Source organism: Rheinheimera faecalis (assembly GCF_021290965.1).
Lineage (GTDB): Bacteria > Pseudomonadota > Gammaproteobacteria > Enterobacterales > Alteromonadaceae > Pararheinheimera > Pararheinheimera faecalis.
This window is the reverse complement of the sequence record NZ_JAJOYT010000020.1, coordinates 1-25,266: the sequence shown is the minus strand read 5'-3', so window position 1 is coordinate 25,266 and position 25,266 is coordinate 1. Positions and strand designations below refer to the sequence as shown.

24 protein-coding genes are annotated in these 25,266 nt (G+C 46.9%); 9 read left to right on the top strand and 15 right to left on the bottom strand.

What is annotated here, in order from left to right; translation table 11 throughout:
* Nucleotides 1-82: 82 nt before the first annotated feature.
* From rbfA to LSG34_RS20140, 6 genes are all read left to right on the top strand, one after another.
* A complete protein-coding gene (gene rbfA, locus LSG34_RS20165; protein WP_233011132.1) occupies nt 83-511 on the top strand; it encodes a 30S ribosome-binding factor RbfA in 429 nt (142 codons plus the stop codon).
* Complete coding sequence (gene truB / locus LSG34_RS20160) at nt 511-1,452, top strand: tRNA pseudouridine(55) synthase TruB (RefSeq protein ID WP_233011131.1); 942 nt, start codon at nt 511-513, stop codon at nt 1,450-1,452. Before rbfA ends, truB begins: the two co-directional genes overlap by 1 nt.
* A 101-nt stretch (nt 1,453-1,553) precedes the next feature.
* Nucleotides 1,554-1,823 carry a 30S ribosomal protein S15 gene (gene rpsO, locus LSG34_RS20155; protein WP_008900377.1) on the top strand — a complete coding sequence of 90 codons (270 nt, stop codon included), beginning with the start codon at nt 1,554-1,556 and terminating at the stop codon, nt 1,821-1,823.
* A 246-nt stretch (nt 1,824-2,069) separates the two neighbouring features.
* Nucleotides 2,070-4,202, top strand: coding sequence for a polyribonucleotide nucleotidyltransferase (pnp, locus tag LSG34_RS20150; protein ID WP_233011130.1), 2,133 nt, complete (start codon nt 2,070-2,072; stop codon nt 4,200-4,202).
* Entirely contained in the window at nt 4,183-5,100 is a 918-nt protein-coding gene (gene nlpI, locus LSG34_RS20145; RefSeq protein ID WP_233011129.1) for a lipoprotein NlpI, read from the top strand. The genes pnp and nlpI overlap by 20 nt, the downstream gene beginning before the upstream one ends.
* Nucleotides 5,101-5,292: 192 nt before the next feature.
* Entirely contained in the window at nt 5,293-6,447 is a 1,155-nt protein-coding gene (locus LSG34_RS20140; protein ID WP_233011128.1) for a hypothetical protein, read from the top strand.
* On the opposite strand, the gene LSG34_RS20135 is transcribed toward LSG34_RS20140, so the two are convergent.
* From LSG34_RS20135 to leuS, 14 genes are all read right to left on the bottom strand, one after another.
* The gene (locus LSG34_RS20135) at nt 6,428-6,781 is read right to left on the bottom strand and encodes a PilZ domain-containing protein (RefSeq protein ID WP_233011127.1); all 354 of its coding nucleotides are present in this window, start codon (nt 6,779-6,781) and stop codon (nt 6,428-6,430) included. The two genes, LSG34_RS20140 and LSG34_RS20135, sit on opposite strands and share 20 nt — an antisense overlap.
* A gap of 98 nt (nt 6,782-6,879) precedes the next feature.
* Nucleotides 6,880-7,848 carry a lipoyl synthase gene (gene lipA, locus LSG34_RS20130; protein WP_408636178.1) on the bottom strand — a complete coding sequence of 323 codons (969 nt, stop codon included), beginning with the start codon at nt 7,846-7,848 and terminating at the stop codon, nt 6,880-6,882.
* 1 nt (nt 7,849) lies between these two features.
* Nucleotides 7,850-8,503, bottom strand: coding sequence for a lipoyl(octanoyl) transferase LipB (lipB, locus tag LSG34_RS20125; protein WP_408636177.1), 654 nt, complete (start codon nt 8,501-8,503; stop codon nt 7,850-7,852).
* Between the two features lie 71 nt (nt 8,504-8,574).
* On the bottom strand, nt 8,575-8,856 hold the full coding sequence (gene ybeD, locus LSG34_RS20120) for a DUF493 family protein YbeD (protein ID WP_008900370.1): 282 nt from the start codon (nt 8,854-8,856) through the stop codon (nt 8,575-8,577).
* Nucleotides 8,857-8,945: 89 nt separating this feature from the next.
* Nucleotides 8,946-10,118: a D-alanyl-D-alanine carboxypeptidase family protein gene (locus tag LSG34_RS20115; RefSeq protein ID WP_233011125.1), complete on the bottom strand. Its 1,173-nt coding sequence runs from the start codon at nt 10,116-10,118 to the stop codon at nt 8,946-8,948.
* 57 nt (nt 10,119-10,175) lie between these two features.
* The gene (locus tag LSG34_RS20820) at nt 10,176-11,177 is read right to left on the bottom strand and encodes a septal ring lytic transglycosylase RlpA family protein (RefSeq protein WP_269822990.1); all 1,002 of its coding nucleotides are present in this window, start codon (nt 11,175-11,177) and stop codon (nt 10,176-10,178) included.
* A 9-nt stretch (nt 11,178-11,186) separates the two neighbouring features.
* Complete coding sequence (gene rodA, locus LSG34_RS20100) at nt 11,187-12,302, bottom strand: rod shape-determining protein RodA (RefSeq protein WP_233011124.1); 1,116 nt, start codon at nt 12,300-12,302, stop codon at nt 11,187-11,189.
* Between the two features lie 204 nt (nt 12,303-12,506).
* The gene (gene mrdA / locus LSG34_RS20095) at nt 12,507-14,381 is read right to left on the bottom strand and encodes a penicillin-binding protein 2 (protein WP_233011123.1); all 1,875 of its coding nucleotides are present in this window, start codon (nt 14,379-14,381) and stop codon (nt 12,507-12,509) included.
* A gap of 147 nt (nt 14,382-14,528) precedes the next feature.
* Nucleotides 14,529-14,999, bottom strand: coding sequence for a 23S rRNA (pseudouridine(1915)-N(3))-methyltransferase RlmH (rlmH, locus tag LSG34_RS20090; protein ID WP_008900365.1), 471 nt, complete (start codon nt 14,997-14,999; stop codon nt 14,529-14,531).
* A gap of 4 nt (nt 15,000-15,003) precedes the next feature.
* Nucleotides 15,004-15,324, bottom strand: a complete 321-nt coding sequence (rsfS, locus tag LSG34_RS20085; RefSeq protein ID WP_233011122.1) for a ribosome silencing factor — start codon at nt 15,322-15,324, stop codon at nt 15,004-15,006.
* Nucleotides 15,325-15,376: 52 nt separating this feature from the next.
* Entirely contained in the window at nt 15,377-16,039 is a 663-nt protein-coding gene (gene nadD, locus LSG34_RS20080; protein WP_233011121.1) for a nicotinate-nucleotide adenylyltransferase, read from the bottom strand.
* Nucleotides 16,020-17,072 carry a DNA polymerase III subunit delta gene (gene holA, locus LSG34_RS20075; protein WP_233011120.1) on the bottom strand — a complete coding sequence of 351 codons (1,053 nt, stop codon included), beginning with the start codon at nt 17,070-17,072 and terminating at the stop codon, nt 16,020-16,022. The genes nadD and holA overlap by 20 nt, the downstream gene beginning before the upstream one ends.
* A complete protein-coding gene (locus LSG34_RS20070; RefSeq protein ID WP_233011119.1) occupies nt 17,072-17,557 on the bottom strand; it encodes an LPS-assembly lipoprotein LptE in 486 nt (161 codons plus the stop codon). The genes holA and LSG34_RS20070 overlap by 1 nt, the downstream gene beginning before the upstream one ends.
* Nucleotide 17,558: 1 nt before the next feature.
* A complete protein-coding gene (gene leuS / locus LSG34_RS20065) occupies nt 17,559-20,147 on the bottom strand; it encodes a leucine--tRNA ligase (protein ID WP_233011118.1) in 2,589 nt (862 codons plus the stop codon).
* A gap of 207 nt (nt 20,148-20,354) precedes the next feature.
* On the opposite strand from leuS, the gene LSG34_RS20060 reads away from it, so the two are divergent.
* Complete coding sequence (locus LSG34_RS20060) at nt 20,355-20,990, top strand: LysE family translocator (protein WP_233011117.1); 636 nt, start codon at nt 20,355-20,357, stop codon at nt 20,988-20,990.
* Nucleotides 20,991-21,005: 15 nt separating this feature from the next.
* On the opposite strand, the gene LSG34_RS20055 is transcribed toward LSG34_RS20060, so the two are convergent.
* Complete coding sequence (locus LSG34_RS20055; protein ID WP_233011116.1) at nt 21,006-22,163, bottom strand: serine hydrolase domain-containing protein; 1,158 nt, start codon at nt 22,161-22,163, stop codon at nt 21,006-21,008.
* A gap of 149 nt (nt 22,164-22,312) precedes the next feature.
* Here LSG34_RS20055 and LSG34_RS20050 point away from each other — a divergent pair, with 149 nt between their 5' ends.
* Nucleotides 22,313-22,768 (top strand): zinc ribbon-containing protein, encoded by a 456-nt coding sequence (locus tag LSG34_RS20050; RefSeq protein WP_233011115.1) that lies wholly within the window; start codon nt 22,313-22,315, stop codon nt 22,766-22,768.
* A 75-nt stretch (nt 22,769-22,843) separates the two neighbouring features.
* Nucleotides 22,844-25,234 (top strand): Lon protease family protein, encoded by a 2,391-nt coding sequence (locus LSG34_RS20045; RefSeq protein ID WP_233011114.1) that lies wholly within the window; start codon nt 22,844-22,846, stop codon nt 25,232-25,234.
* The last annotated feature ends 32 nt before the right edge of the window (nt 25,235-25,266 follow it).

Genomic DNA, 25,266 nt, shown 5'->3' with positions numbered 1-25,266 from the left:
CTCATTGGTAGGTTATAAGATACAGAGATCGGCAGGGGCTTAGGCCCCTGTTTCTTTCTGCTCAAATGTGTTGGAAAGAGTTATGGCTAAAGAATTTACCCGGGTAGACCGTCTGTCGCAGCAAATGCAGCAGGAAATCGCAGTGATTTTACAACGTGAAATCAAAGACCCACGCTTACACAACATGATTACAGTGTCTGATGTGGACGTGTCGCGTGACTTATCACACGCCAAAATTTTTGTTACTTTTTTAGGCTTGGAAGCTGAAAAGGTAAAAGCAAACCTGGATATTTTAAACGACGCCTGTGGTTATGTCCGCAGTCTGATCGCCAAGCGTATTCAGGCCCGCATAGTACCAACGATTCGTTTTTACTTTGACCAGTCTTTGGATCAGGGTATTCATATGGCCAACCTGGTTGAACAGGTACGCCGTGAAGATGACAAGCGTCGTATTGATGCAGGTCAGGAACCGGATCGTAAACCTAAGGTCGACAAGGACGAGGAAGAGTAATGGCGCGTCGTGCTGTCCACGGCATTCTGTTACTTGATAAGCCGTTAGAAATTTCCAGCAATGGTATTTTGCAGCGTGTGCGTTGGTTGTATCAGGCGGAAAAGGCTGGTCACACCGGCGCTTTAGATCCACTGGCCAGTGGTTTATTGCCCATTTGTTTTGGTGAAGCCACTAAGTTTTGTCAGTTCTTATTAGACACCGACAAAACTTATCTGGTGACCGCCCATTTTGGTATACGTACTGACACCAGCGATGCGGCAGGTGAAATCATCAGCCGTAAGCCTGTGGCATTTGATCAAGCCCTGCTTGAGCAGATGATGCAGCAGTTTCGTGGCCCCCAGATGCAAGTTCCGACTATGTTTTCGGCCTTAAAGTATCAGGGGCAGCCGCTGTACAAATATGCCCGTCAGGGCATTGAAGTACCACGTGAAGCGCGGCCTATCACTATCTTCCGTTTTGAATTGCAGCACTTTGACGGCGAATACGCCAGCTTCCTGGTGCATTGCAGCAAAGGTACTTACATCCGCACCTTAATCGATGACTTAGGTGAGGCTTTGGGTTCTGGTGCTTATGTCAGCGCCTTACGTCGTATTCATGTGGGGCCTTTTGATGCTGCGCAAATGCTGACGCAGGAACAGCTGGTGCCCTTTAACGACAAGCAAGACTGGGCTGGCTTAGACGCTTTATTGTTGCCTATGGATTTAGCCTTAACAGGCTTGCCAGAGCTGAAGCTTACTGAAGAGCAGCAAAAACGTTTAGTGCATGGCCAGACGGTGTTGTTAAGCGAGTCTGAACTGGTGGATTTAGGTACGGAATCTGCCGATGCTATTAAGTTGTATGGCCCTGCCCAACAGTTTATTGGGGTGGCTTCGTTAGAGACCGGAGTGCTGTCGGTTCGACGTTTACTGAACACCAGTGCTTGGCAAACCCCAGCATTATAATTTTGCTTGTAAGACTTTAAGAAAGCGCATAGAATGCGCGCTCATTTTCGTTGTTGCTGGATTAGTGGCCGGCACAACATATCTCTCTATTTGGAGGCTCTATGTCACTAACTACAGCTGAAAAAGCGCAAATCTTAGCAGATTTCGCTGTTAAACAAGGCGATACCGGTTCACCAGAAGTACAAGTTGCATTATTAACTGCAACTATCGCTAAGTTACAACCGCACTTTGCTGATCACAAGCACGACCACCACTCACGTCGTGGCCTGTTACGTATGGTTAGCCAACGTCGTAAGTTATTAGATTACTTAAAAGGCAAAGACGGTCAGCGTTACGCTACTCTGATCGAGCGTTTAGGTCTGCGTCGTTAATTCGCAGCTTATGCCTGAAAAAGCCAGTCCTCGACTGGCTTTTTTTTCGACTTCAAAACAGAAAAATTCATATCAATGCAACTTAATGCCTTCATGATGTTCTTACCGCCCGGACATGCTTAAATTTTATACCCTGCGACTCTGGTGCCAGCTATCTTTTCAGCCTTGTAACAGGCTATACTGTGCCGCGAAAAACAGACCAAAAGACTCCGCGAAAAAACGCGAAAAATAGAAAGGAAATAATCAGTGAACCCCATCGTAAAATCATTCCAGTTTGGCCAACACACTATCACTCTGGAAACCGGCGTTATCGCCCGTCAAGCAGACGCGGCTGTACTTGCAAGCATGGGTGATACCTCTGTGTTAGTCACAGTGGTCGCTAAAAAACAACCAAAACCAGGTCAGGACTTTTTCCCTCTGACTGTGAACTATCAGGAAAAAACTTATGCGGCAGGCCGCATCCCTGGTGGTTTCTTCAAGCGTGAAGGCCGTCCGTCAGAAGGCGAGACTTTAACTTCTCGTTTAATCGACCGTCCAATCCGTCCATTATTCCCTGAAGGCTTCACCAACGAAGTTCAGGTAATAGCTACTGTAGTTTCAGTACAACCTGAAATTCAGCCGGACATTATCTCTATCATCGCAACTTCTGCTGCACTGGCTATCTCTGGTATCCCGTTCAGTGGTCCATTAGGCGCGGCCCGTGTTGGTTATGTAAACAGCCAGTACGTGTTAAACCCGTCAGAAACTGAATTAAAAGACAGCAAACTGGATTTAGTGGTTGCAGGTACTGCAAACGCTGTATTGATGGTTGAATCTGAAGCTGGCGTATTGTCAGAAGAAGTGATGTTAGGTGCAGTGGTATTTGGTCACGACCAAATGCAAACTGTAATCAACGCTATCAATGAATTTGCGGCTGTTGCTGCAAAACCAGTCTGGAACTGGGTTGCTCCGGTGAAAAACGCGACAGTGACCAGCAAAATTGCTGAACTGGCAACAGCGCCGGTTGGCGAAGCTTACCGTATCACTGAAAAAGCAAAACGTTACGAAGCCATTGGCGCAATCAAAGCTGAAGTGTTCGCTAAAATCAAAGCTGAATTAGCGGAAGGCGAAGGCTTTAACGAAACTGAAGCGAACGAAATTTTCCACAACCTGGAAAGCCAAATCGTCCGTAGCCGTATCATCAAAGGCGAACCACGTATTGATGGTCGTGACAACGAAATGATCCGTGCTTTAAGTGTAATGACAGGCTTATTACCACGTACACACGGTTCAGCTTTGTTCACTCGTGGTGAGACTCAGGCGTTAGTAACCTGTACTTTAGGTACTGCCCGTGACGCGCAAACAGTAGATGACTTACTGAGCGAAAAAACTGACAACTTCCTGTTCCACTACAACTTCCCTCCGTACTCAGTAGGTGAGACAGGTATGGTAGGTTCACCAAAACGTCGCGAAATCGGTCACGGCCGTTTAGCTAAACGTGGTGTAGCTGCTGTAATGCCAGATTTCAATGACTTCCCGTACACAGTACGTATGGTATCTGAAATCACTGAATCAAACGGTTCAAGCTCTATGGCTTCTGTGTGTGGTTCTTCATTAGCTCTGATGGATGCTGGTGTACCAATCAAAGCTTCTGTAGCTGGTATCGCTATGGGTCTGGTAAAAGAAGGCAACGACTTCGTTGTTCTGTCTGACATCTTAGGTGATGAAGATCACTTAGGTGACATGGACTTTAAAGTGGCTGGTACTACTGAAGGTATCACTGCACTGCAGATGGATATCAAAATCGAAGGTATCACTCGCGAGATCATGCAGATCGCTCTGAAGCAAGCTAAAGCTGCCCGTATTCACATTCTGAACGTGATGGACCAGGCAATCAGCACGCACCGTGAAGAGCTGTCTGAACATGCTCCACGTATCTACACTTTAAAAATCAACCCGGAAAAAATCCGTGACGTGATTGGTAAAGGTGGTGCTGTGATCCGTCAGATCACTGAAGAATCTGGTACTACTATCGAAATCGAAGATGACGGTACAGTGAAAATTGCTGCGACTAACTCACAAGCTGCGAACATCGCCATCAACCGTATCGAAGCTATCACAGCTGAAATCGAAGTGGGTGCAGTGTACCAGGGCGAAGTAGTGCGTATTGTTGACTTCGGTGCTTTCGTTAACGTTCTACCTGGCAAAGACGGTTTAGTTCACATTTCACAAATCTCTGATGAGCGCGTGAGCAATGTAGCTGACCACTTAGTGATCGGTCAGAAAGTTGCTGTAAAAGTGATGGAAGTGGACAAGCAAGGTCGTGTGCGTTTAAGCATTAAAGAAGCTCAGGACAAACCTGCAGCTGTTGAGTCTGCTGATGCTGTTGAAGCTCAGTAAGGTCTCTGACCTGACCAAAAGTGCGGTGCTGCTTACAGCACTGCTGGCTCTGGGCGCTTGCGCCCAGAAACCTTCAACTGAAGTGGCTGTACTGGTGGAAAATCCACTGGCACCAGAACCAGTTCCTGCCTCTTATCGCACTGAAATTGCTATAGCGCGAATTTCCGAGCTGTTGACCAAAGCCGAAACTACAGATGAACAACGTGCCCGGTTATTTTACGACCGTGGTGTGATGTACGACAGTGTCGGTTTACGTTCATTAGCCCGTTTTGATTTTCTGCGAGCTTTACGCTTACAGCCTGATATGGCCGATGCCTATAACTTTATTGGTATTCACCATACCTTAGTGGGCAACTACACCGAAGCCTATGAGTCATTTGATGCCGCTTTAGAGCTGGCACCAGATTATGATTATGCTTATTTAAACCGGGGTATAGCTCTGCTGTATGATAGTAAAACTGATCTGGCTATTGGTGATTTTGAACAGTTTTATCAGGCTAAACCTGAAGATCCATACCGTTCATTGTGGTTGTATTTTGCTGATGCCAAGTTATCTGTCCCTGAAGCTCAGGCGCGTTTAGCTGTGAATCAGCTGAAGTTGGATCAAACCCATTGGGCCAGCAATATAGTGGCTTTTTATCTGGGAAAAATCTCAGAACAAGAGTTACTGGATGCGGCAGCTAATGTAAATTCCGATCCACAACAACTGGCTGAACGCTTATGTGAAGTTTATTTCTATCTGGCCAAGTGGCATCAACAGCAAAACCCAACCAAAGCGCTGGATTACTATAAAAAAGTACTGGCGACTAATGTGTATGAGTTTGTTGAACACCGTTATGCCCGCATAGAAATGAACAGGCTGCGTGGTTTAGATGCAAGCACTGCACCTGTTAATTAACAGACTGATGCGATTAAATAAAAAAAGCCGGTTTTCTGGCTTTTTTATTCGCTGCCATCCATGGCGCTCACCCTCCGGGCCATCGTCGCGATGCTCCAATGTTCAAAAACATTCCTGATGTTTTTGTGTTTCCAGCTATCCATAGTGGTCACCTCCCGTGCCATCTTCGCTTCGCTCAGGTGTTCAACAGTTTTGTTGCTTTGCTGTTTAGTGGGCTGTGAGCCTGCACTTGAGCATTTGCCTGAACAGCAATTAATGGATGAAGCGCAGCAAGGCAATGCGGCTGCCGCAGTAATACTTGCGAAAAAACGTGAACAGCAGGGCGACTCGCAATCTGCTCTGAATTGGTATCAAAAGGCTGTGGATGCTGGGCTCACCAATGAGCTTGCTGCTTTAATTGCGCTGAAACGCAAGCAGGATGGCTTTTTAGCCGCCGCTGGTTATCTTGAGCAACACCTGCATCAGCAACGGAGTTTAAATGCCGTCCAGGCCGATTTAGCTGCTGATTATGGCATTTGGCAGTATGTGCACAACAGTGTTGAATCTCCAATACACTCAAAGTCCTCTTGTAGCCTTACTTTGCAACCTGTAGTCCAGTCCAGAGCCGGTAGTCGGCAGTTGCAACTGTTACAGCAGCAGTGGCAGCAGGATCCGCAGCTTTCTTCCTTATCTGTCTGTTTTTTGCCTGAAAAGCGCGTTAATAGCACTGACTTACAATGTAGTTACCAGCCAGGTCAACGTATTCAGTGTCAGTATCCGGTATTAATGTCCCATGTTGCTGAGGGTGGCTTTAGCCAGTTATTGCTGGTAGCGGGCGAGGGCAATGCAAATTACAACAATGGCATAGTGCAACTTGCTGAAAGCAGTTCTTTTGCAGTATTCAGGCACGAGTTTGCTCATATTCTGGGTTTTATCGATGAATACAGCTTAAGTGTACAAGTGGCGGAAGTGGAATGCAGCAAGGATAAAATCCGGCCGAATGTGCTGGCCGATAAAGCTCAGCTGGAGTTATATCTGAAGCACTGGAAACTGGAAAAAGATGATATTCAGTTAAAGCCGATAGATAGTTGTAACAAGGTTGGGAAGCAAGCTTACGCCCCAGTAAACAATCTAAGCTTTATGCGCTCACATGAGGCAGAAGTGCCAGACTTGTATTTTAAGTTGATGCAGAAGGTTTTAGCTCAGCCAGAATTGATTATGCCAGTGCAGTATTTTTATGCTTATTTAGCCAGGCAGCAGCAGGATTGGCAAAGTTGGCGATTATTAATGGAGCAGGCCGCAAAACAAGGTTATCCGGATGCAAAGCACTCTTTACAAGAAGCTTCGGCTATTCCGACAGCTCCGTAAGTTCACGGCTTAACAAATCAGCATCGCCTAAATTCAGCTCAAGCAAACGGCGCAAATGACTGGCTGAGTCGATATCTATTTTATCGCAGCGCACACCTACACAAGTGCCATTCAAATGCGCCACAGTCACATCCATAAACAAATCCACACCAGACTCATTGAGTTGAAACTGCAGCTGGAAGTGTTGGCCTGATTGCAACTCAGCCGCTTTATCTAACTGCAATAAAGCGCCTTTGAGTGACAAATCCTGTAGTTGACCAGTGTACACAGTGTCGGCATTTTTTAGTTGTACCGGACCGGAAAATAACACCCGGCTAAAACGTCTGTTGTCCATACCAAATCCTTCAGTTCACTGCGTTGAGCATAGTTGTTTCCGGCATGAAAAGACAGCATAGGCAGCTAAATTTAACTGCCTGTACAGTCACTTAGTTATTAGCTGACTTCTTCACCTGCCGCCTGACGATCAGCATGGTATGACGATCGTACGAACGGGCCTGAGGCAACGTGTTTAAAGCCTAACTCATAACCAATACGTTTTATTTCGTCAAATTCATCCGGAGAAACATAACGTTTGACTGGTAAATGGTGTTTGCTTGGTTGCAGGTATTGACCCACTGTCAGCATATCGACGTTGTGTGCACGTAAGTCGCGCATCACTTCAATGATCTCTTCTGTGGTTTCACCTAAACCTACCATCAGGCCAGATTTAGTGGACACTTCAGGATGTGCTTCTTTGTAGCGACGCAGCAGTTCCAGTGACCATTTATAATCAGCGCCCGGACGTGCCAGTTTGTATAATCGTGGTGCTGTTTCCAGGTTGTGGTTAAACACGTCTGGTGGTGTTTGCGTCAGAATGTCCAGTGCTGCATCCATACGGCCACGGAAATCCGGTACCAGTACTTCAATTTTTATCGACGGACTTTCACGACGGATAGAGCTGATGCAGTCGGCAAAATGCTGGGCACCGCCATCACGCAAATCATCGCGGTCTACTGAGGTAATCACCACGTACTTCAGCGCCATATCTTTAATAGTTAAAGCCAGTTTCTCCGGCTCTTCTGCGCTTGGAGGTAAAGGACGACCATGAGCTACATCACAGAAGGGGCAACGTCTGGTGCAGATGGCACCTAAAATCATAAAGGTTGCTGTGCCGTGGTTAAAACATTCTGACAGGTTAGGGCAGGAGGCTTCTTCACAGACCGAATGCAAACCATGCTTACGCATAGCGCCTTTGATTTGTTCAATACGGTCCGTGCTGCGTGGTAATTTGATTTTTAACCAGTCCGGCTTACGTAACATTTCGTCACGTTCTGTCGGTAATACTTTGACTGGGATCAGGGCCATTTTTTCGGCATCACGTAACTTGACGCCTGGTTCCATACGAGCTGTTTTGATGGTCATATTACTCACTTAACCCTGTTTTGTGCTCAGTCTGGCTGACCGCCAATTGGGCAACAAATTGTGACTGCAAAGCCTGCTTTGCTTCATCCACTAGTTGTGGACCTGCAATATCTTTGGTTTGGATCATCTGCATGCCGGCATAACCACATGGATTGATCCTGGAAAAAGGTGATAAATCCATATTCACATTTAAAGCCAGACCATGAAAGGTACAGCCTTTTCTCACCCGCAATCCAAGCGAAGCGACTTTTTGTTCTTGTACATAAACACCAGGGGCATCGGCTTTGGCGTAGGCTTCAATGCCATAAGGTGCTAAAGCTTTAATGATCACCTGTTCAATCAAGGTCACCAACTCACGCACACCCAGCTTACGTCTTTTAATATCCAGTAGTACATAAGCCACCAGTTGACCAGGGCCGTGATAAGTCACCTGACCGCCTCTGTCGACTTGTACTACAGGAATATCGCCTGGCATCAGCAGATGTTCTGCTTTACCGGCCTGACCCTGAGTAAACACCGGGTCATGTTCAACAAACCACAGCTCGTCCGGACTTTGTTCAGTCCGCTCATCTGTGTATTTTTGCATGGCTTGCCATACCTGAACATAAGGCTGGCGCCCTAAATCCCGTATCACTAAGCCTTGAGGATCAACCACAACGAACTCCGGTTCAGTTGAAAGTGCCGGCATTATACCTGCTCTGCCACTAAAAAGGGCAGTGCCACTCGTCAGATCACATAGCGAACCAGTTCTAAACGGCCAAGTTCTGTGTACAGCAGTTCCATATGTTCTTTGCTGGTGACAGTGACAGACACAGACACAGAGTGATAACTGCCTTTGCTGCTAGGACGGATTTGCGGATTGTAGTCGTCGGCTTTAGCGTGTTCCTGCAGCACAACCACGATGTGATCCACCAGTTCTGGCACAGCGACGCCTAGCACTTTAAAGTTTACAGAGCATGGAAACTCTAAAAATTCATCAAAGCGGGTGTCTTTTACTTCAATTGTCATGATGTTCTGCTCACAAAATAATCTTGATCTATTCTAACAAAAAGTCCCGGCTTTGCCGGGACTGTTTTCATCTCAGGCTGTACTTTTCATTACTGAAAACGCATTTTCACCATATCTACTAAGCGGCTGAATAAACCTGCTTGTTCGATATCTTCCAGCGCTACCAAAGGAAATTCGGCGATATCTTTGTCACCTAACTTCAGGTAAACAGTGCCCAGTACCTGACCCTTAGATATGGGGGCAATCAGTTCCTGATTCAATTTAAAGTCGGCTTTTAAATCTTTACGTTGATTACGTTGCAGGGTAATAGGCGTTTCTGCCAGTACACCTAAAGTGATGATTTCTTTAGTGCCTTGCCATACCCGTTGTTCAGCAAACTTTTCTCCTGCTTTATAAGGAGAAAAAGTTTCGAAAAAACGAAAGCCATAGGTCAGTAACTTTTTGTTTTCTGCTTCACGGATTTTCGCGCTGTCTGTGCCCATCACCACAGAGATTAAGCGCATGTCGTCTTTGGTCGCAGACGTGATTAGGCTGTAGCCGGCTTCTGAAGTGTGGCCTGTTTTAATGCCATCCACATTCAGGCTTTTATCCCACAATAAACCGTTACGGTTGTATTGTTTGATGCCGTTAAATACATACTCTTTTTCTGAGTAAATTTTGTATTCGTCCGGTGTGTCACGAATAAGTGCAACCGACAACTTTGACATATCACGGGCCGTGGTGCGCTGAGTTTCATCAGGTAAACCATGGCTATTGGCAAAGTGGGTATTGTCCATGCCTAAACGCACGGCGTGGGCGTTCATCAGCTCCACAAAGGCACCTTCAGTGCCAGCAATATGTTCGGCCATAGCCACACAAGCATCGTTGCCTGATTGGATAATAATGCCACGGTTTAATTCTTCCACACTGATGGTTTCACCCACTTCGATAAACATTTTGGAAGAGTCGGAATACTGTTTAGCCCAGGCATTTTCAGTAATAGTGACAGGATCGGACGGCTTAATGGTGCCGTTTTTGATTTCTGTACCAATGATGTAGCTGGTCATCATTTTGGTCAGACTTGCAGGCGCTAATAAACCATCGGCATTGCCTTCAGCCAACACTGCACCTGTATGGTAATCAATCAGAATGTAGCCTTTGGCATTTACTTCTGGAGGTTGTGGCGTCATTTGTGACGCTGTCAGTGGGGCTGTTTGTCCGGCTGCTAAAAAACTGGCAACACCAAAGGAGCAAGCAATAAAAATTCTGGAGTACGTATTCATGAGACCTTTCTTATGTTGTTGAGCTGAGTTCATTTTTAAACGAAATCAACCGTGGTTTTAACCACAGCTTTTTTTATCTGTAATATAAGCCGATGGATAATCGGCACTTTTAAAACGTTCCAGCCAGCTGTTCGCTTCGGCCGCTGATGGCATTGGACCCGCCAATAAACGGAAAATTCCGTTGCCATCGTTAATTTGTGTCGAGACCGACCATTGCTGCTGCAAATCGGCACCTAACTGTTGTAATTTTGCTTTGTTACTGCTGGCAACCAGCTGAATAAAACAGCCTGTCACTTTGTTAGCGCTGGATACAGGTGCAGAGATTGCAGTTGCAGGCGCTGAGCGTACGGGGGCAGAAACTGCGGCAGCAACAGGGGCTGCAACGCTACCTGGTCTTGGCCCTGCCGGGTTCGAGGCTATGGTTGTTTCTTCAAACTGATTACCTCTGCTGCCTAAACCCATGGCATAACTTTCCTGACTAGTCATGGCTGGCGAGGCTAACAGCTCCACCTGAACACGGGCTGTACCTTTGCCCATCATGCCAATTTTATAAGCTGCAGAATAAGATAAGTCGATCACTCTGTCGTTATGGAAAGGGCCACGATCGTTCACCCGTACTATGGCGGACTTACCGTTGTCGAGGTTGGTGACCCTGACATAAGAAGGCAAAGGTAAGGTTTTATGTGCAGCAGACATGGCGAATACATTATAAGTTTCACCGTTAGACGTCAGATGACCATGAAACTTATGACCATACCAGGAAGCAATGCCTGTTTCTTTGTATTCCATCAGGTCGGTACGGGGTGAATAGTCCACACCATAAATATTGTAAGGTTTGTTACCGCCGCGGCTTAAGGCTTCTGCCCGGGGTTCAGGGTCGGTCATCTCCAGCAAGGTCGGCAGACGAGTGGGGTGACTGTCTGTTGCTTGTGAGTAACGGCCTTTGTTTGGCTCTTCCCAACCAGGGCTGGTTTCAGTGGCTGCTGATTTTGGCTCTGGTGTTTGTGAACAGGAAGCCAGCATCAAAGTACAACATAAAGCGCTTATTTTTTTTATCATTGATTCTTTCTACTGCTGAGCTAAAAGTCGTTTATGGGTGCTGATTGACATTAGAATACCAAAACCAGCCATCAGTGTAACCATGGATGTCCCACCATAGCTAATCAAAGGCAGAGGCACGCCGACCACGGGTAACAAGCCTGATACCATACCAATGTTAACGAAGACGTAGACAAAAAATGTCAGAGTAATGCTGCCAGCCAGCAGCTTGCTGAAGTTGTCCTGTGCACGGCTGGCGATAATCAAACCTCTGGCAATGATAAAAGCATACAAGGCCAGTAAAAACAGTACCCCTATCATGCCCAGCTCTTCACTGAATACTGCAAAGATAAAGTCGGTATGGCGCTCAGGTAAAAACTCCAATTGCGACTGAGTACCGTGCATCCAGCCTTTACCTTCAAAACCACCTGAACCTATAGCAATTTTCGACTGAATAATATGATAACCAGAACCAAGCGGGTCACTTTCAGGATTTAAAAAGGTTAACACCCGCCGTTTTTGGTAGTCGTGCATAAAGAACAACCACATGGTGTAAGACACCACCGGAATAATCATGGCTATTGCAGTAATAATTCGCCAACTCATGCCACCTAAAAACAGCACAAAAACCCCGGCGACAAAAATAAGAATGGAGGTGCCTAAGTCCGGTTGTTGCTGTATCAGCACAGTAGGAATAGCACACATAATAAAACCAATAATCAGGTGTTTAAATTTGAGCGGCAATGGATGCGAGGACACGTACCAGGCAACCGCCATAGGCACGGCCAATTTCATCACTTCTGAGGGCTGAAACTTCATAAAACCTAAATCAAGCCAACGTTGTGCGCCTTTGCCGATATGACCAAAGGCCAGCACCATCACCAGCATTGCCGTACCCGCTAAAAACAAAGGCACGGCCCAAAAACTAAAGGTTTGAGGTTTCACCTGAGCTAAAAATAACATGGCGCCAAAGGCAATGAGTAAGCGGGTGCTATGAGCTGCCATCATGTCCCAGTGTTGACCGCTGGCACTATAGAGGACAAATAAACCTGTGCAGCATAAAGCCAGCAGTCCGGCAAATAAGGGGCCGTCCAAATGCAATTTGGCTAGAATTCCTTTGTGAGTCGGATCTTTTAACAGAGTCATGGTTGAGCTCCTGCCGCGCTTTGACGGGTGAACATAAAGAGAGATCCATCAGGAAGGCCTTTTGGTTCTACAGTCTTGTGGTTCAGATCTTTTTGCAAGCTCATGGTTGAGCTCCCGCAGCACTTTGACGTGTGAACATAAAGAGAGATCCATCAGGAAGGCCTTTTGGTTCTAAAGTCTTGTGGTTCAGATCTTTTTGTAAGCTCATGGTTGAGCTCCCGCAGCACTTTGACGTGTAAAGTAATGATCCATCATTTTACGGGCTATAGGGCCTGCGTTGGCACCGCCACCACCGGCATTCTCTAAGGCGACAGTCACCAGGATGCTTGGATTTTCGGCCGGAGCGTAGGCGATGAACATCGCATTATCCCGGTGGATTTCTTTAATGGCATTGGCATCATACTTTTGGTTTGCTGCCATATTAATAACCTGAGCTGTGCCTGATTTACCTGCTGCACTATAACTGATGCCTTTAAAGGCATTAAAACCTGTACCGCCCTGGACCATCACGGTTTGGCGCATAGCTTCTTTGGCAATACGCCAGTTATTGTGATCTTTGACTTCCATCGCGGTTTGCAGTGGAGCTATCAGGCTGGTGTCTTTTCCCTGGCTGCGGAAATAACGACCCATATGCGGGGTAGGTCTTTGGCCATCGTTCACCAGAATTGCGGTCGACAGCGCCAGTTGCATAGGGGTTACACTCCAGTAACTTTGGCCTATACCCAAAGACACTGTATCACCCGGATACCAGCTTTGTTTGTGTCTGGCTCTTTTCCACTCTTTAGACGGCATCAGACCTGCACTCTCTTCCATCACATCTATGCCGGTACGGGAACCAAAGCCAAATTTTTTCATATAATCAGAAATGTTATCTATACCCAGCTTCACCGCTAAATCATAAAAGTACGTGTCACAGCTTTTGGTAATGGCTGTGTAGACATCAACCCAGCCGTGACCCCATTTGACGTGGTCGCGGTAAGGCCGGCTGTAGTTTGGTAATTTGTAAAAGCCAGGATCCGGAATACGGGTTTGCTCTGTCACAGTGCCATTTTCTAGTCCCAGCACGGCCATATGAGGCTTAATAGTGGATGCTGGTGGATACACCCCTTGAGTGACACGGTTGACCAGCGGCCGATCGGGGGAATTCAGCAGCTCACGGTAATTTTTACCACTGATGCCATGCACAAATAAATTCGGGTCATAACTTGGGTTACTGTAAAAGGCTAAAACAGCACCATCCCTTGGGTCCATTGCTACTATGGCACCGCGGTTTTCGCCAATTAGCTCCTGAGCTTTTAGCTGCAGGCTCATATCGATAGATAAGATTAAATCATCACCAGATGTGGCTGGTTTTGAATCCAGAATACGGATCACCCGGCCTCTGTTATTGACTTCGACCTGCTCAAAACCTACCTGGCCATGCAACTGGCTTTCGTAAAAACGTTCCAGACCAATTTTGCCTATATCCCGGCTGGCCGCATAGTTGGCGCTGACGCCATCTTCTTCCAGCTTCGCCAGTTCTTTAGCGTTAATTTTGCCGATATAACCTAAAGCATGAGTAAACAGCTCACCAAAAGGGTAATGCCGGGTTAAACGCGCTTCTAAAGTAACACCTGTTAATCTGTGTTGGTTCACGGCAATAATTGCCACTTCCTGCTCTGTCAGATGCTCTTTAACCGCTATGCTGACAAAACGTCTGTGGTACTTCACTTCTTTCAAAAATTCCTTCTGGCGCTCTGGTGAGATTTCAATCAGACGGGCAATTTCAGCAAGAGTTTCGGGAATGTTTTTCACTTGTTCGGGTATTAATTCAACCGAATGAATAGGGCGGTTTTCTGCTAACAAAATGCCGTTACGATCATAAATTAAACCGCGGTTTGGTGGCTGTGGAATAAGTTTAATGCGGTTACCATCTGCACGGGTCATGTAATGTTCATGCATCACCACCTGTAACTTGTATTGATTAAACACCACCACACAAAAACAAATCAGCACTACAGCAAAACCAAACAAAGCCCTTTGATTAAACATCTGGCTTTCGGCGGCTGGATCCTGAATGGACGGGCGTTTTTTAATCATCGTTATTCGCGGTTACATAAAGAGAGTACTGGGTGGTGTCGATACTCCCACAAATCAGTGCCTTAGCAAAATCAAACCAAGCCTTTTGATGAAATAGCTGGTTTTGTGGGGCGCTTGTTTGAATGGATGGGAGCTGCTTCATCATGGTCATTCGCGATGGTAAGGGTGATTCGTACTAATGCTCCAGGCGCGGTACAAGCTTTCTGCCAATACAACCCGAACCATAGGGTGGGGCATGGTCAGCGCTGATAACGACCATTTGCCTTCACTCGCAGCTATGCAAGCTGGAGCTAAGCCTTCAGGGCCTCCCACCAGTAAACAAACATCACGGCCATCCATTTGCCATTGTGTCAGTTTTTGTGCCAGTTGTGGACTGCTCCAGTTGGCACCTTCCACCTCCAGCGTAATAATGCGGGCGCCTTTGGGCACAGCGGCCAGCATTTTTTCGCCTTCGGTTTCGAGAATACGTTTAATGTCCGCATTTTTCCCGCGTTTACCAGCCGGAATTTCAATCAAATCCAGTGGTAAATCACGCGGAAAACGACGGGCATATTCTTCATAAGCCGTGGTGACCCAATCAGGCATTTTTGTGCCGACTGCAATCAGCATTAACTTCATGCCGTTAAACGCTCCAGAGTTTCTCTAACTGGTAAAAACTGCGGCTTTCTTCCTGCATAACATGGGCAATAACGTCACCCAAATCAATCAGTACCCATTCACCTGAACCTTCACCTTCAATGCCTAACACACTGATGCCGGCTTTTTTCGCTTCTTTGGCCAGATGATCGGCGATAGAACGGGTATGACGGTTTGAGGTGCCTGAGCAGATGACCATGGAATCCGTCACGTTGGATTTTTCTCTGACATCCAGGCTGACGATATCCTTGGCTTTCATATCGTCCAGCTTGTCGAGGACGAATGCTAATAACTCTTGTGCTTGCACTTTTAACTCCGGGATCTAAAAACGCGACATGTTAACACTTTTTGTTTTGATCTTATACGCCGCTGTACAGCCTTTCTGCTTTTATATACTGCAACACTTCGGCTGGTATTAACTGACTTAGTTCGGTGCTTTGCTGGTTTTTTTCCAACAAGGTTCTGATCCGCGTTGCGCTCAAATCCAGAGGAGGGTTATCCAGCAGCATAATTTTGCCAGAGTCCAGTAAATGCAGGTCTTGCAGAGAGGTTGTGCCAAATTGTTCCAGCAGCGCCGGACAATCACCATCTTCAGCTGTACTGCCGGGGCGCTGGCAAACCACCAGATGCGCCAGTTGCAAAATACTTTGCCACTGATGCCATTGTTTAAAATACGCCAGTGAATCCATACCCATGACAAACAACAAACCACCCCGTGGGTACTGTTCACGCAATAAACGCAAACTGTCGACCGTGTACGAAGGGCTATGTTTATTCAGCTCCAGACTCTGTAGCGACAAACCAGGAATATGCTCAATGGCGAGTTGCACCATCGCAGCTCTGTGTTCTGCACTAACGCCTGGACTTGCGCGATGAGCGGGCAGGTGGCAGGGCATTAGTTGCACTTCACGTACAGCACAGTGTTTTAACACGTACTGGGCGCAGGCTACATGCGCCAGATGTATGGGGTCAAAAGTGCCGCCAAATACGGCAAAAGCACGATCAGGGCGTGAAGTCGGCATAACGTTGCTGCAATGAAAATACTTTGGAGACAGGGCTGACTAATAAACTCACTAAATGTGCTAATGCCAGTTCAGGGCTGCTTAAAGCACCAGATTTAAAGGCGCGGTCAAAGGCGGCCAGTTCCTGTTGCACATACCCCAGCCATTTGGCAGGTAAACGCGATACAGCAGTTTGGTACATAGGCTGACGCTTAGGCCAAATCGCATTTTTTTTGAAGAAATCAGCCAAGGGTTTACCTTGCTGCTGGGCCAGATGCATTTGCATCAATGTAGTGACTTCTTTTTGTAACTGCCAGGCAATAATTACAGGTTCAGTGTCCTGCTGTAATAAACGGTCAAGACGGTGCAAGGCTTCGTTACCCTGACCTGACAGCAAAGCATCTACCAATTGAAACACTGAAAAGTGCGACTGGTCGGCTAAATGCTGTTCCAGAAGTTCAGCATCTATAGTGCCACTGACCAAAGTTAAACCCAGTTTTTCCAGCTCTTGTGCCGCAGCTAATAAATTACCTGCGCAGTGATGCTGCATTAAGGTAATGGCATCTGGTGTTAAATGCAGTTTGAGTGCAGAGGCTCGTTGCTGTAACCAGCGCTGAAACTGCTGATCGTCCAATGGATAAAACTGCACCTGAACTGCTTGTTCTGCCAGCGTTTTAAACCAGGCAGATTTAGCGTAATCGTTGGCATTTTTGGCTGCATGCAACACCAGAATTAAATCCGGGTGCAATAAAGAGGGGAGCTGTTTTAATAAGTCGCTTGCGCCTGTTGGCAATTTAGCCGGTAGTTCCAGCTCAAATACCCGACGAGGCGAAAACAAGGATAAATTATTCAGTTCCATCAGAAAGTCGTTCCAGCTGAAACTGTTGTCCCAGCTGTAACTTTGCCGTTCATCAAAGCCTTGTTTTTTTGCAGCAGCACGAATTAAATCAATGCTTTCCTGCTTTTGCAGCGGCTCTTCACCAAACACCAGATACACTGGTGCCAGGCTTTTTTGTAACTGTGCAGCAAGCTGATTGCTATACAGTTTCAGCATTAGTGGATCCGGTTTAATTGACGGATTATACGGCTGGCGGCCTGATTTCTCAGTTCCTGCAATAACAAATCCAGTTCTTTGGCTTTGGCAAGCGCAAGGTTTGGATCGTCCTGATAGTCACGTGTCAGTTCAAACTGAAACTCCTGAATATCCTGACCTGGCAGCAATAACTGGTATTTCACCTGATAAATCAGTTCGTATTCGGCAACCTGACCATTGGGGAATAAAGATAAAGTCCGGCGTTCCAGACTATCCTGTTGCAGCATCAGTGCTGGTGCTTTGGGATCCAGCTCTGTCAGCAATTTCACTTCATTGCTGGTGAGTTGCTGCGATAACAAGTTTGCCAGCTCAGAGTGCTTTTTTGCATCAACAAAAATTGCCGGATAACGCTCCAGCGGCAGGCTGCCACGTAAGTGGAAGCCGCAGCTGGTCAGAAGCAGGCTGCTTGCAAGCAGCAGCCCTGTCCATACGGAGTGTTTTTTCATTTTATCCTACGGCCAGACTCAGCAGTTTACCTGGTACATAAATCACTTTACGAATAGTGACACCTTCAAGGAAACGCTGAACGTTTTCTTCAGCATGGGCAAGTTCCAGCACCTGTTGTTCAGTCGCATCAGCTGCCACTGTCACTTTAGCCCGGACTTTACCGTTAATTTGCACCACCACCAGTTTTTCATCTTCCACCATAGCAGCTGCATCAGCCACTGGCCATGGGCTTTGTTCCAGTGACGTAGTAAAACCTAACTCTTTCCACAGGTACTGCGACAAGTGAGGAGTGATTGGGTTCAGCAACTGAATTAAGGTCTGAATACCTTCACGTTTCACTTGTTGGTCAGCATCGGTATCCACAGGAGCTTTTTGCACCTTGTTCGCCAGCTCCATAATGGCAGCAATAGCGGTGTTGAATACGTTACGACGGCCTATATCGTCAGACACTTTGGCGATAGTTTTATGAATATCGCGGCGCAAAGCTTTTTGATCAGAATTTAATTCCAGTGAGGTCACTGCTGTGTTGAACAGCTCTTTGTGATCAGCAGCTAAAGTCCAGATACGGCGTAAGAAACGGTTTGCACCTTCTACTGCTGAATCCTGCCATTCCAGAGTTTGTTCTGGTGGTGCAGTAAACATCATAAACAAACGCACTGTATCAGCGCCGTATTGGTCTATTACCAATTGCGGGTCTATACCGTTGTTTTTCGATTTGGACATTTTGCTCATGCCAGCCGACAACACCGGCTTGCCATCTGCTTTTAAAATAGATGCTGTAATACGGCCTTTGTCGTCACGTTCTGTCGCCACATCAGCAGGCGAGAACCACTCTTTACCGCCGTTTTCAGTTTCACGGTAGAAGGTTTCAGCCAATACCATGCCCTGACACAATAAACGCTTAAACGGCTCATCGCACTGGACTAAACCTACGTCACGTAACAGCTTATGGAAGAAACGGGCATACAATAAATGCAAAATAGCGTGTTCAATACCACCTATGTACTGATCGACCGGCAGCCAGTAGTTGGCTTTGGCCGGGTCCAGCATGGCTTTGTCATGATCCGGGCTGCAGTAACGGGCATAGTACCAGCTCGATTCCATAAAGGTGTCGAAGGTATCGGTTTCATGGAAAGCGGCCTGGCCGTTGTAAGTGGTTTTTGCCCACTCCGGGTCTGCTTTGATAGGCGAAGTTACACCATTCATCACCACATCTTCAGGTAAACGTACCGGCAGCATATCTTCTGGTACCGGAACCTGAGTGCCATCTTCCAGAGTTAGCATAGGAATAGGTGAGCCCCAATAACGTTGACGGGATACACCCCAGTCACGTAAACGGTAATTCACTTTGACCTGACCAATGCCCATGGCCGTTAACTTGTCGGCAATAGCTTTAAAAGCAGCTGCGAAGTCTAAACCGTTAAATTCGGCAGAGTTAACCAGTACACCTTTTTCAGTAAAGGCAGCAGTGCTTAAATCGCACACTGCAGCACTGCCAGCTTCTGGCTGAACTACTTGTTTAATAGCCAGGCCGTATTTAGTTGCAAATTCATAGTCGCGCTGATCGTGACCAGGCACGGCCATCACAGCGCCTGAGCCGTAATGCATCAAAACAAAGTTCGCTACCCACACCGGTACTTGTTCACCTGTTAATGGGTGAATAGCAAATAAACCTGTTGGCGCGCCTTTTTTCTCCATGGTCGCCATATCGGCTTCGGCCATTTTGCCGCCTTTGCAGTCGTCAATAAAAGCCTGTAATTCAGCATTATTTACGGCAGCTTGCTGGGCTAATGGATGCTGAGCAGCAACGGCAACGTAAGTGACACCGTATAAAGTATCAGGGCGGGTGGTGTAGACCGACATGGTCTGGTCAGAATCAGCCACTTTAAACTCGATCTCCACGCCTTCTGAGCGGCCGATCCAGTTTTTCTGCATGGTTTTTACTTGCTCAGGCCAGTCGTCTAACTGGTCTAAGTCTTGTAACAACTCTTCAGCGTAATCTGTGATTTTAATAAACCACTGCGCCAGTTCGCGCTGTTCGACTAAAGCACCTGAACGCCAGCCGCGGCCGTCAATCACTTGCTCGTTGGCTAAAACGCACTGATCGACAGGGTCCCAGTTTACGGTCGCCATTTTTTTGAACACTAAGCCTTTTTCAAACAGCTTGGTGAAAAACCATTGTTCCCACTTGTAGTATTCAGGCTTACAGGTAGCGACTTCGCGGTCCCAGTCGTAACCAAAACCTAAGCGTTTCAGCTGGCCTTTCATATAGTCGATATTGGCGTAAGTCCATTTGGCTGGTGCTGTTTTATTGGCAATAGCAGCGTTTTCGGCCGGTAAACCAAAAGCATCCCAACCCATAGGTTGCATCACGTTTTTGCCCTGCATACGCTGGAAGCGGCTGATCACATCACCTATGGTGTAGTTACGCACGTGGCCCATATGTAAACGGCCACTTGGGTACGGGAACATGGAGAGGCAGTAGTATTTTTCTTTCGAAGCATCTTCTACTACTTTAAAGGCGTTTGTTTGTTCCCATTCCTTTTGCAGCTGCTGTTCAATCAACTGCGGATTATATTGTTCGTGCATTAAAAACCTTCCAACGTGAAGTCAAAACCAGACCGATGAAACCGGCGGGAAAAATTGCCGCTAGCATACCGCAAGCGGGGGGTCGGCAACAACTGCAACAAGGGACAATCCTTGCTTTGTTTTATTTTGTTCAGATGCTCTTGTCTGTGTTACTCCGGCTGCATAAAGTGGTGAATTGAAGATGCGGGTTTCATCAAGGAATAGCTTGTGTTTGGTATTGAAAATCTGATGTTGTTTATCATTTCGGGCTTATTGCTGAATATTTCACCAGGGCCGGATACGGTGCTGATTGTCAGTCGTAGTGCCAGTCAGGGCTGGCGTGCTGGTTTGGTCGCAGTTGCAGGTATTGGCACTGGTGTTTGTCTACATATTTTTGCCGCTGCTTTGGGGGTTTCTGCTTTGCTGGCGACTTCTGCAACGGCTTTTACGCTGGTGAAGCTGGCTGGTGCTGCCTATTTAGTTTATCTCGGGGTGAAAATGTTGTTGGCAAAACGTCCTGAACATGGCGTTGTTGCACAGCAGGTTTCTGCAGCTTCCTTTCAAACCATTTTTCTGCAGGGTTTTGTCACTAATGTACTGAATCCAAAAGTGGCGCTGTTTTTTTTAGCTTTTGTACCGCAGTTTATTGCCGTGGATGCAGCCAACAAAGCTTTGGCTTTTGTGATCTTAGGTTTTATTTTTAATCTGAATGGCATGCTCTGGTGTGTGTTCTTAGCTGTCAGTGCTGGCTTTGCCGGAAAAAAAATGAAAGTAAGCCCGCTGGTGGCGTTTTGGCTGAATAAAAGTATTGGTGCTTTATTTGTCGCTTTGGGTGTGAAGCTAGCGCTGGCAGACCTGCGCTAGTCAGACTGCACCTGATCAGTGGGGCAGAGCAGTCAATACTTTGCCCACCAGTTGATTCAGCTCATCGCCATTGCCTATCCAACGCGCGACCATCAGCAGATCATTTTCTTTATCTATATAAATAATATTGCGGCCGGCGCCCTGAAAAGTAACAGCTGTTTCAGGAGCGTTTGGCAGAGCTTTACGGCCCGGGTTTAAAAACCAGTTGGCAAAGCCATATTCAGGGTTGGCTGAGCCGCCAGTACTGGCAAGCCGGATCCATTCTTTACTGACGAGTTGCTTGTCCTGCCATTGACCATCCCGTAAAAACAGATAACCAAAACGGGCTAAATCCCAGGCATTAATAAACATGCCGCCGCCCCAATGACCACCACCTGATACGGACTGCATCTTCTGACCATCCAGTTCAATCCAGCTATTGTTGTAGCCATACCAGCGCCAGGTGGACGAAGCTCCAATAGGCGACATGATCTGTTCGTTCAGCACTTGGGGTAAAGGTTTACGCCAGACATACAAGGTGGATAACGCCAGCAGATTGACCCGTACATCATTGTATTTGTAATGGCTGCCCGGTGTGCGTAACGGCCGTTTTGGCCAGTCAGCCGGTGTTTTGCCTTCAGGTCGGTCAGCCCAGTCGGGTTTGCCCCATAAGGTACCTTGCCAGTCACTGGTTTGACGCAGTAAATGATCCCAACGAATTTGGCTGTTGTGCTTACCCTGATATAAATCCACACCATGCGGCATATAGCTATCTACTTTATCCTGCAGGCTATGAATTAAACCTTGTTGCACCGCCAGGCCTGTCACAGTGGTTAAAAAAGTTTTGGTGATGCTGTGGGTCATATCTACAGCCTGTGTATCGCCCCACTGAGCTATCACTGCGCCTTTATAAATAATGAGGCCATTGGCAGGAGCCCGGGTTTTCATCGGGCCAATAATCTGATCATAAGGCTCTTTGGCACCAAAAGTTGTAGCCTGATTAATGGCTTGATCCGGGTCTGCCTTATTTTCAGATTTTATGGCGTAATCCACAGCTTGTTGCAGCAAGGCTGCATCCACCTTTAATTCGGCGGCTGGTTTTTGTTGCCATTGCCCGGCAGGTGGAAAGTACTCTGCCGCACTAGCTGCACTGAATAACAAAGCACAAGCGGTAAAAGCAAAATAAAGTTTCATTAACAACCCCTTTTATAGTTCTGTCTGCAGACTGAGCTTCAGAGCAAAAAGCCGCAATAGCCTTGCGACTAAAAAGCCGGGCTACAGGTTTAAAACTCAGTTATTCGTTTTTAGCCGACTATACTGAAGAAAAGTAGTAAGGAGGATTTATGTCCGAATTTAAAGAAAAATATCAGAATTGGCTCAATGAGTTAGCCACTATGTTCAAAGAGGGGCGGCAGCAGCAACTGGATAATCTGGTGGACTTTGCCGACACAGTCAAAGCTTATGTCAAAGCTGGCAAAGAGCTGACGGCTTATGAAACTCAGCTTTTTATTGAAACCTTTAAACGTCAGGCCACAGAGGCTGAACAAGCGCCATCCCTTTGGCCTGAAACTTTGTGGTATGAGCTTTCGCTGATTACCGACAAAACCCAGATTGAATGGCAGGAGCTGATGCAGGATTTGGAGCATCAGGGTACGTATCTACAAGGTGAAGAAGTGGGCATGGGGCTGTATCAATGCCAGCAGTGTCAGCAACAACAGGCCTTTTATCATCCGGCTGAATTAAGCGCCTGTGTGTATTGTGGAGGCACGCATTTCAGTCGTCATGGATTACCTGTTTAAAACCTTCATTTTATTCAATGATTTGTTAAGATGACGGAAATTGTAGTTTTCATCTTTCAACACTGAGCAGGTTGCATGACGCACAACAGCCATAAATATGCTTTAACCGCCGAACATTTAGGCCCACAACTTGATAAAAACCTGATCCAGCAAGCGCTGGACGTGACAGGTTTATCCAGCACTTTTATTGGCCAGGACAGAGCAAAGGCGGCATTAAATTTTGCTATCGGCATGGATATGCCGGGTTATAACCTCTATGTCATGGGCGAGCCTGCCTTAGGCCGTTACACTTTAGTGCAGGACATTCTGCAGCAAGCTGCCAGCGAAAAAGCTACGCCGGATGACTGGTGTTATATCAATAACTTTGACGATGAGCGTATTCCGGGCACCTTACGTTTAGTGCCGGGTGAAGGCAAAGTATTGGTGAAAAAGGTCGAAGCCTTAATCGACGAGCTGCTCGATACTTTCCCGGCTGCTTTTGATAACCCGGGTTATCAGCGTAAGAAAAAAGCCATTCATCAGGAATTTGATGATAAGTACGAAGCCGCTATAGAGTTAGTGGAACGCAAAGCCTTAGAGCAGCAAGTGGTACTGTACGAAGAAAACGGGGCTGTCAGCTTTTCACCAGTGGTGGATGGCAAAGCGCTGGATGACAATGAATTTGCTAATTTATCTGAAGAAAAACGCCAGTTCTTCTACGATTTAGTCTCAGAGCTTGAAACCATACTGAATGAGCAATTGCTGGAATTACCGCAGTGGAAACGTGAACTGTCGGAAAACCTGCGGGCGCTGCGTCGTGAGACTATTGAACAAGCCATTAAGCCATTGCTGAAACAGTTGGAACACGACTATTCAGGTGAGTTGGGTGTATTACGTTATCTGCGTGAAATGAAACCGGCTTTAGTCAAAGCTATGCTGGAACTGCTGCCTGAAGAGGCTGAAAGCGATAAGCTGGAAGAGCTGGATATCCGTAGCATTTTTGTCGGCGACTTTGTGCCTAATGTGCTGATGCATCACGAATTGATGGACGGCGCTCCTATTATTTTTGAGCCGAATCCAAGCTACGGCAATTTATTTGGCCGGGTTGAATACAGCTCAATGCAAGGCTCCTTGTATACCAATTACCGCATGATCCGCCCAGGTGCTTTGCATAAAGCCAATGGTGGTTATCTGGTGCTGGATGCAGACCGTTTATTGTCACAGCCAAGCTTGTGGGATGCACTGAAACTGGCGCTGAAAACCGGCGAAATTCTGATTGATACCCTAAGCGATCATGCAGTCACCAACTCCACCATTATTACGCCTAAAGCTATACCGCTCAGCGTCAAAATTGTGCTGCTGGGTTCGCGCGATTTGTATTATCTGGTGCAGGACGTGGACGATGAGTTTAACGAACTGTTCCGTGTGTTAGCCGATTTTGAGCATTATTTGCCGTTTAACGAGCAGACAGTACGTTATATGTCGCTGCAAATTCAGGATCAAATTCAGCAAATGGATATGGAAACCTTGTCCGCCTGCGGCTTAAAGCAGTTGCTGAATTTCAGTTTCCGTCAGGCTGAACATCAGCGCAAGTTGTCTGCCCGTTTTGCTGAAGTGCTGGAGCTGGTGCGCGAAGCTTGTTTTTATGCCACTCAGCATGACTCGACTGAACTGCGCGCTGAGCATGTGCAAATGGCGCTGGAAGGCAAACAATACCGCACAGGCCGTATCAGCGAATCCTTTTTAGAAGATATTCAGGAAGGTCAGATTTTAATAGACACTGACGACTGGGCCGTTGGCAAAATTAATGGTTTAACTGTGCTGGAAATTGGCGATACCGCTTTTGGTACGCCAGCCCGCATCAGTACCACAGTTTTTGCCGGTTCTACTGGTGTAGTCGATATTGAGCGCGAAGTGGAACTGGGTAAATCCATTCACTCCAAAGGTGTGATGCTGCTGACAGGTTACTTAGGCGCTAAATACGCTCAGCATTTCCCGCTGACCTTGTCAGCCAATATAGCGATGGAGCAATCCTACGGTTTAATAGATGGCGATAGTGCATCTCTGGCTGAGGTTTGTGCGCTGATTTCAGGCATAGCTGATATTCCTATTACCCAAAGTCTGGCGGTGACTGGTTCTATTAATCAGCATGGTCAGGTGCAGGCTATTGGTGGCGTCAACGAAAAAATTGAAGGTTTCTTCCGCCTCTGTGAGTCCCGTGGTTTAACAGGTAAACAAGGTTGTATTATTCCTGCCAGCAACCAGTTGAATCTGGTGCTGAATGATGAAGTGATTAAAGCGGTAGAGCAGGGGCAGTTCCATATTTATGTGGTCAAAGGTGTGGATGAAGCGCTGGAGCTGTTAATGGATATGCCGGCCGGTGAACGTAACAGCAAAGGCCAGTATCCAAAACGCACCATCAACTATCTGGCGCTGCGCCGTCTGGAAGAGATAGCCGAGATAGTCAACGGCTCATCTGACAGTTAACGTCTAAAAGCCAGAGCGACCAGCTCTGGCTC

What these genes read in the sequence shown, in the direction of transcription:
- rbfA (WP_233011132.1), top strand. Translation starts at nt 83, where the DNA reads ATGGCTAAAGAATTTACCCGGGTAGACCGTCTGTCGCAGCAAATGCAG.
- truB (WP_233011131.1), top strand. Translation starts at nt 511, where the DNA reads ATGGCGCGTCGTGCTGTCCACGGCATTCTGTTACTTGATAAGCCGTTA.
- rpsO (WP_008900377.1), top strand. Translation starts at nt 1,554, where the DNA reads ATGTCACTAACTACAGCTGAAAAAGCGCAAATCTTAGCAGATTTCGCT.
- nlpI (WP_233011129.1), top strand. Translation starts at nt 4,183, where the DNA reads ATGCTGTTGAAGCTCAGTAAGGTCTCTGACCTGACCAAAAGTGCGGTG.
- LSG34_RS20135 (WP_233011127.1), bottom strand. Translation starts at nt 6,781, where the DNA reads ATGGACAACAGACGTTTTAGCCGGGTGTTATTTTCCGGTCCGGTACAA.
- lipA (WP_408636178.1), bottom strand. Translation starts at nt 7,848, where the DNA reads ATGACCATCAAAACAGCTCGTATGGAACCAGGCGTCAAGTTACGTGAT.
- ybeD (WP_008900370.1), bottom strand. Translation starts at nt 8,856, where the DNA reads ATGACAATTGAAGTAAAAGACACCCGCTTTGATGAATTTTTAGAGTTT.
- LSG34_RS20115 (WP_233011125.1), bottom strand. Translation starts at nt 10,118, where the DNA reads ATGAATACGTACTCCAGAATTTTTATTGCTTGCTCCTTTGGTGTTGCC.
- LSG34_RS20820 (WP_269822990.1), bottom strand. Translation starts at nt 11,177, where the DNA reads ATGATAAAAAAAATAAGCGCTTTATGTTGTACTTTGATGCTGGCTTCC.
- rodA (WP_233011124.1), bottom strand. Translation starts at nt 12,302, where the DNA reads ATGACTCTGTTAAAAGATCCGACTCACAAAGGAATTCTAGCCAAATTG.
- mrdA (WP_233011123.1), bottom strand. Translation starts at nt 14,381, where the DNA reads ATGATTAAAAAACGCCCGTCCATTCAGGATCCAGCCGCCGAAAGCCAG.
- rlmH (WP_008900365.1), bottom strand. Translation starts at nt 14,999, where the DNA reads ATGAAGTTAATGCTGATTGCAGTCGGCACAAAAATGCCTGATTGGGTC.
- nadD (WP_233011121.1), bottom strand. Translation starts at nt 16,039, where the DNA reads ATGCCGACTTCACGCCCTGATCGTGCTTTTGCCGTATTTGGCGGCACT.
- holA (WP_233011120.1), bottom strand. Translation starts at nt 17,072, where the DNA reads ATGCTGAAACTGTATAGCAATCAGCTTGCTGCACAGTTACAAAAAAGC.
- LSG34_RS20070 (WP_233011119.1), bottom strand. Translation starts at nt 17,557, where the DNA reads ATGAAAAAACACTCCGTATGGACAGGGCTGCTGCTTGCAAGCAGCCTG.
- leuS (WP_233011118.1), bottom strand. Translation starts at nt 20,147, where the DNA reads ATGCACGAACAATATAATCCGCAGTTGATTGAACAGCAGCTGCAAAAG.
- LSG34_RS20055 (WP_233011116.1), bottom strand. Translation starts at nt 22,163, where the DNA reads ATGAAACTTTATTTTGCTTTTACCGCTTGTGCTTTGTTATTCAGTGCA.
- LSG34_RS20050 (WP_233011115.1), top strand. Translation starts at nt 22,313, where the DNA reads ATGTCCGAATTTAAAGAAAAATATCAGAATTGGCTCAATGAGTTAGCC.
- LSG34_RS20045 (WP_233011114.1), top strand. Translation starts at nt 22,844, where the DNA reads ATGACGCACAACAGCCATAAATATGCTTTAACCGCCGAACATTTAGGC.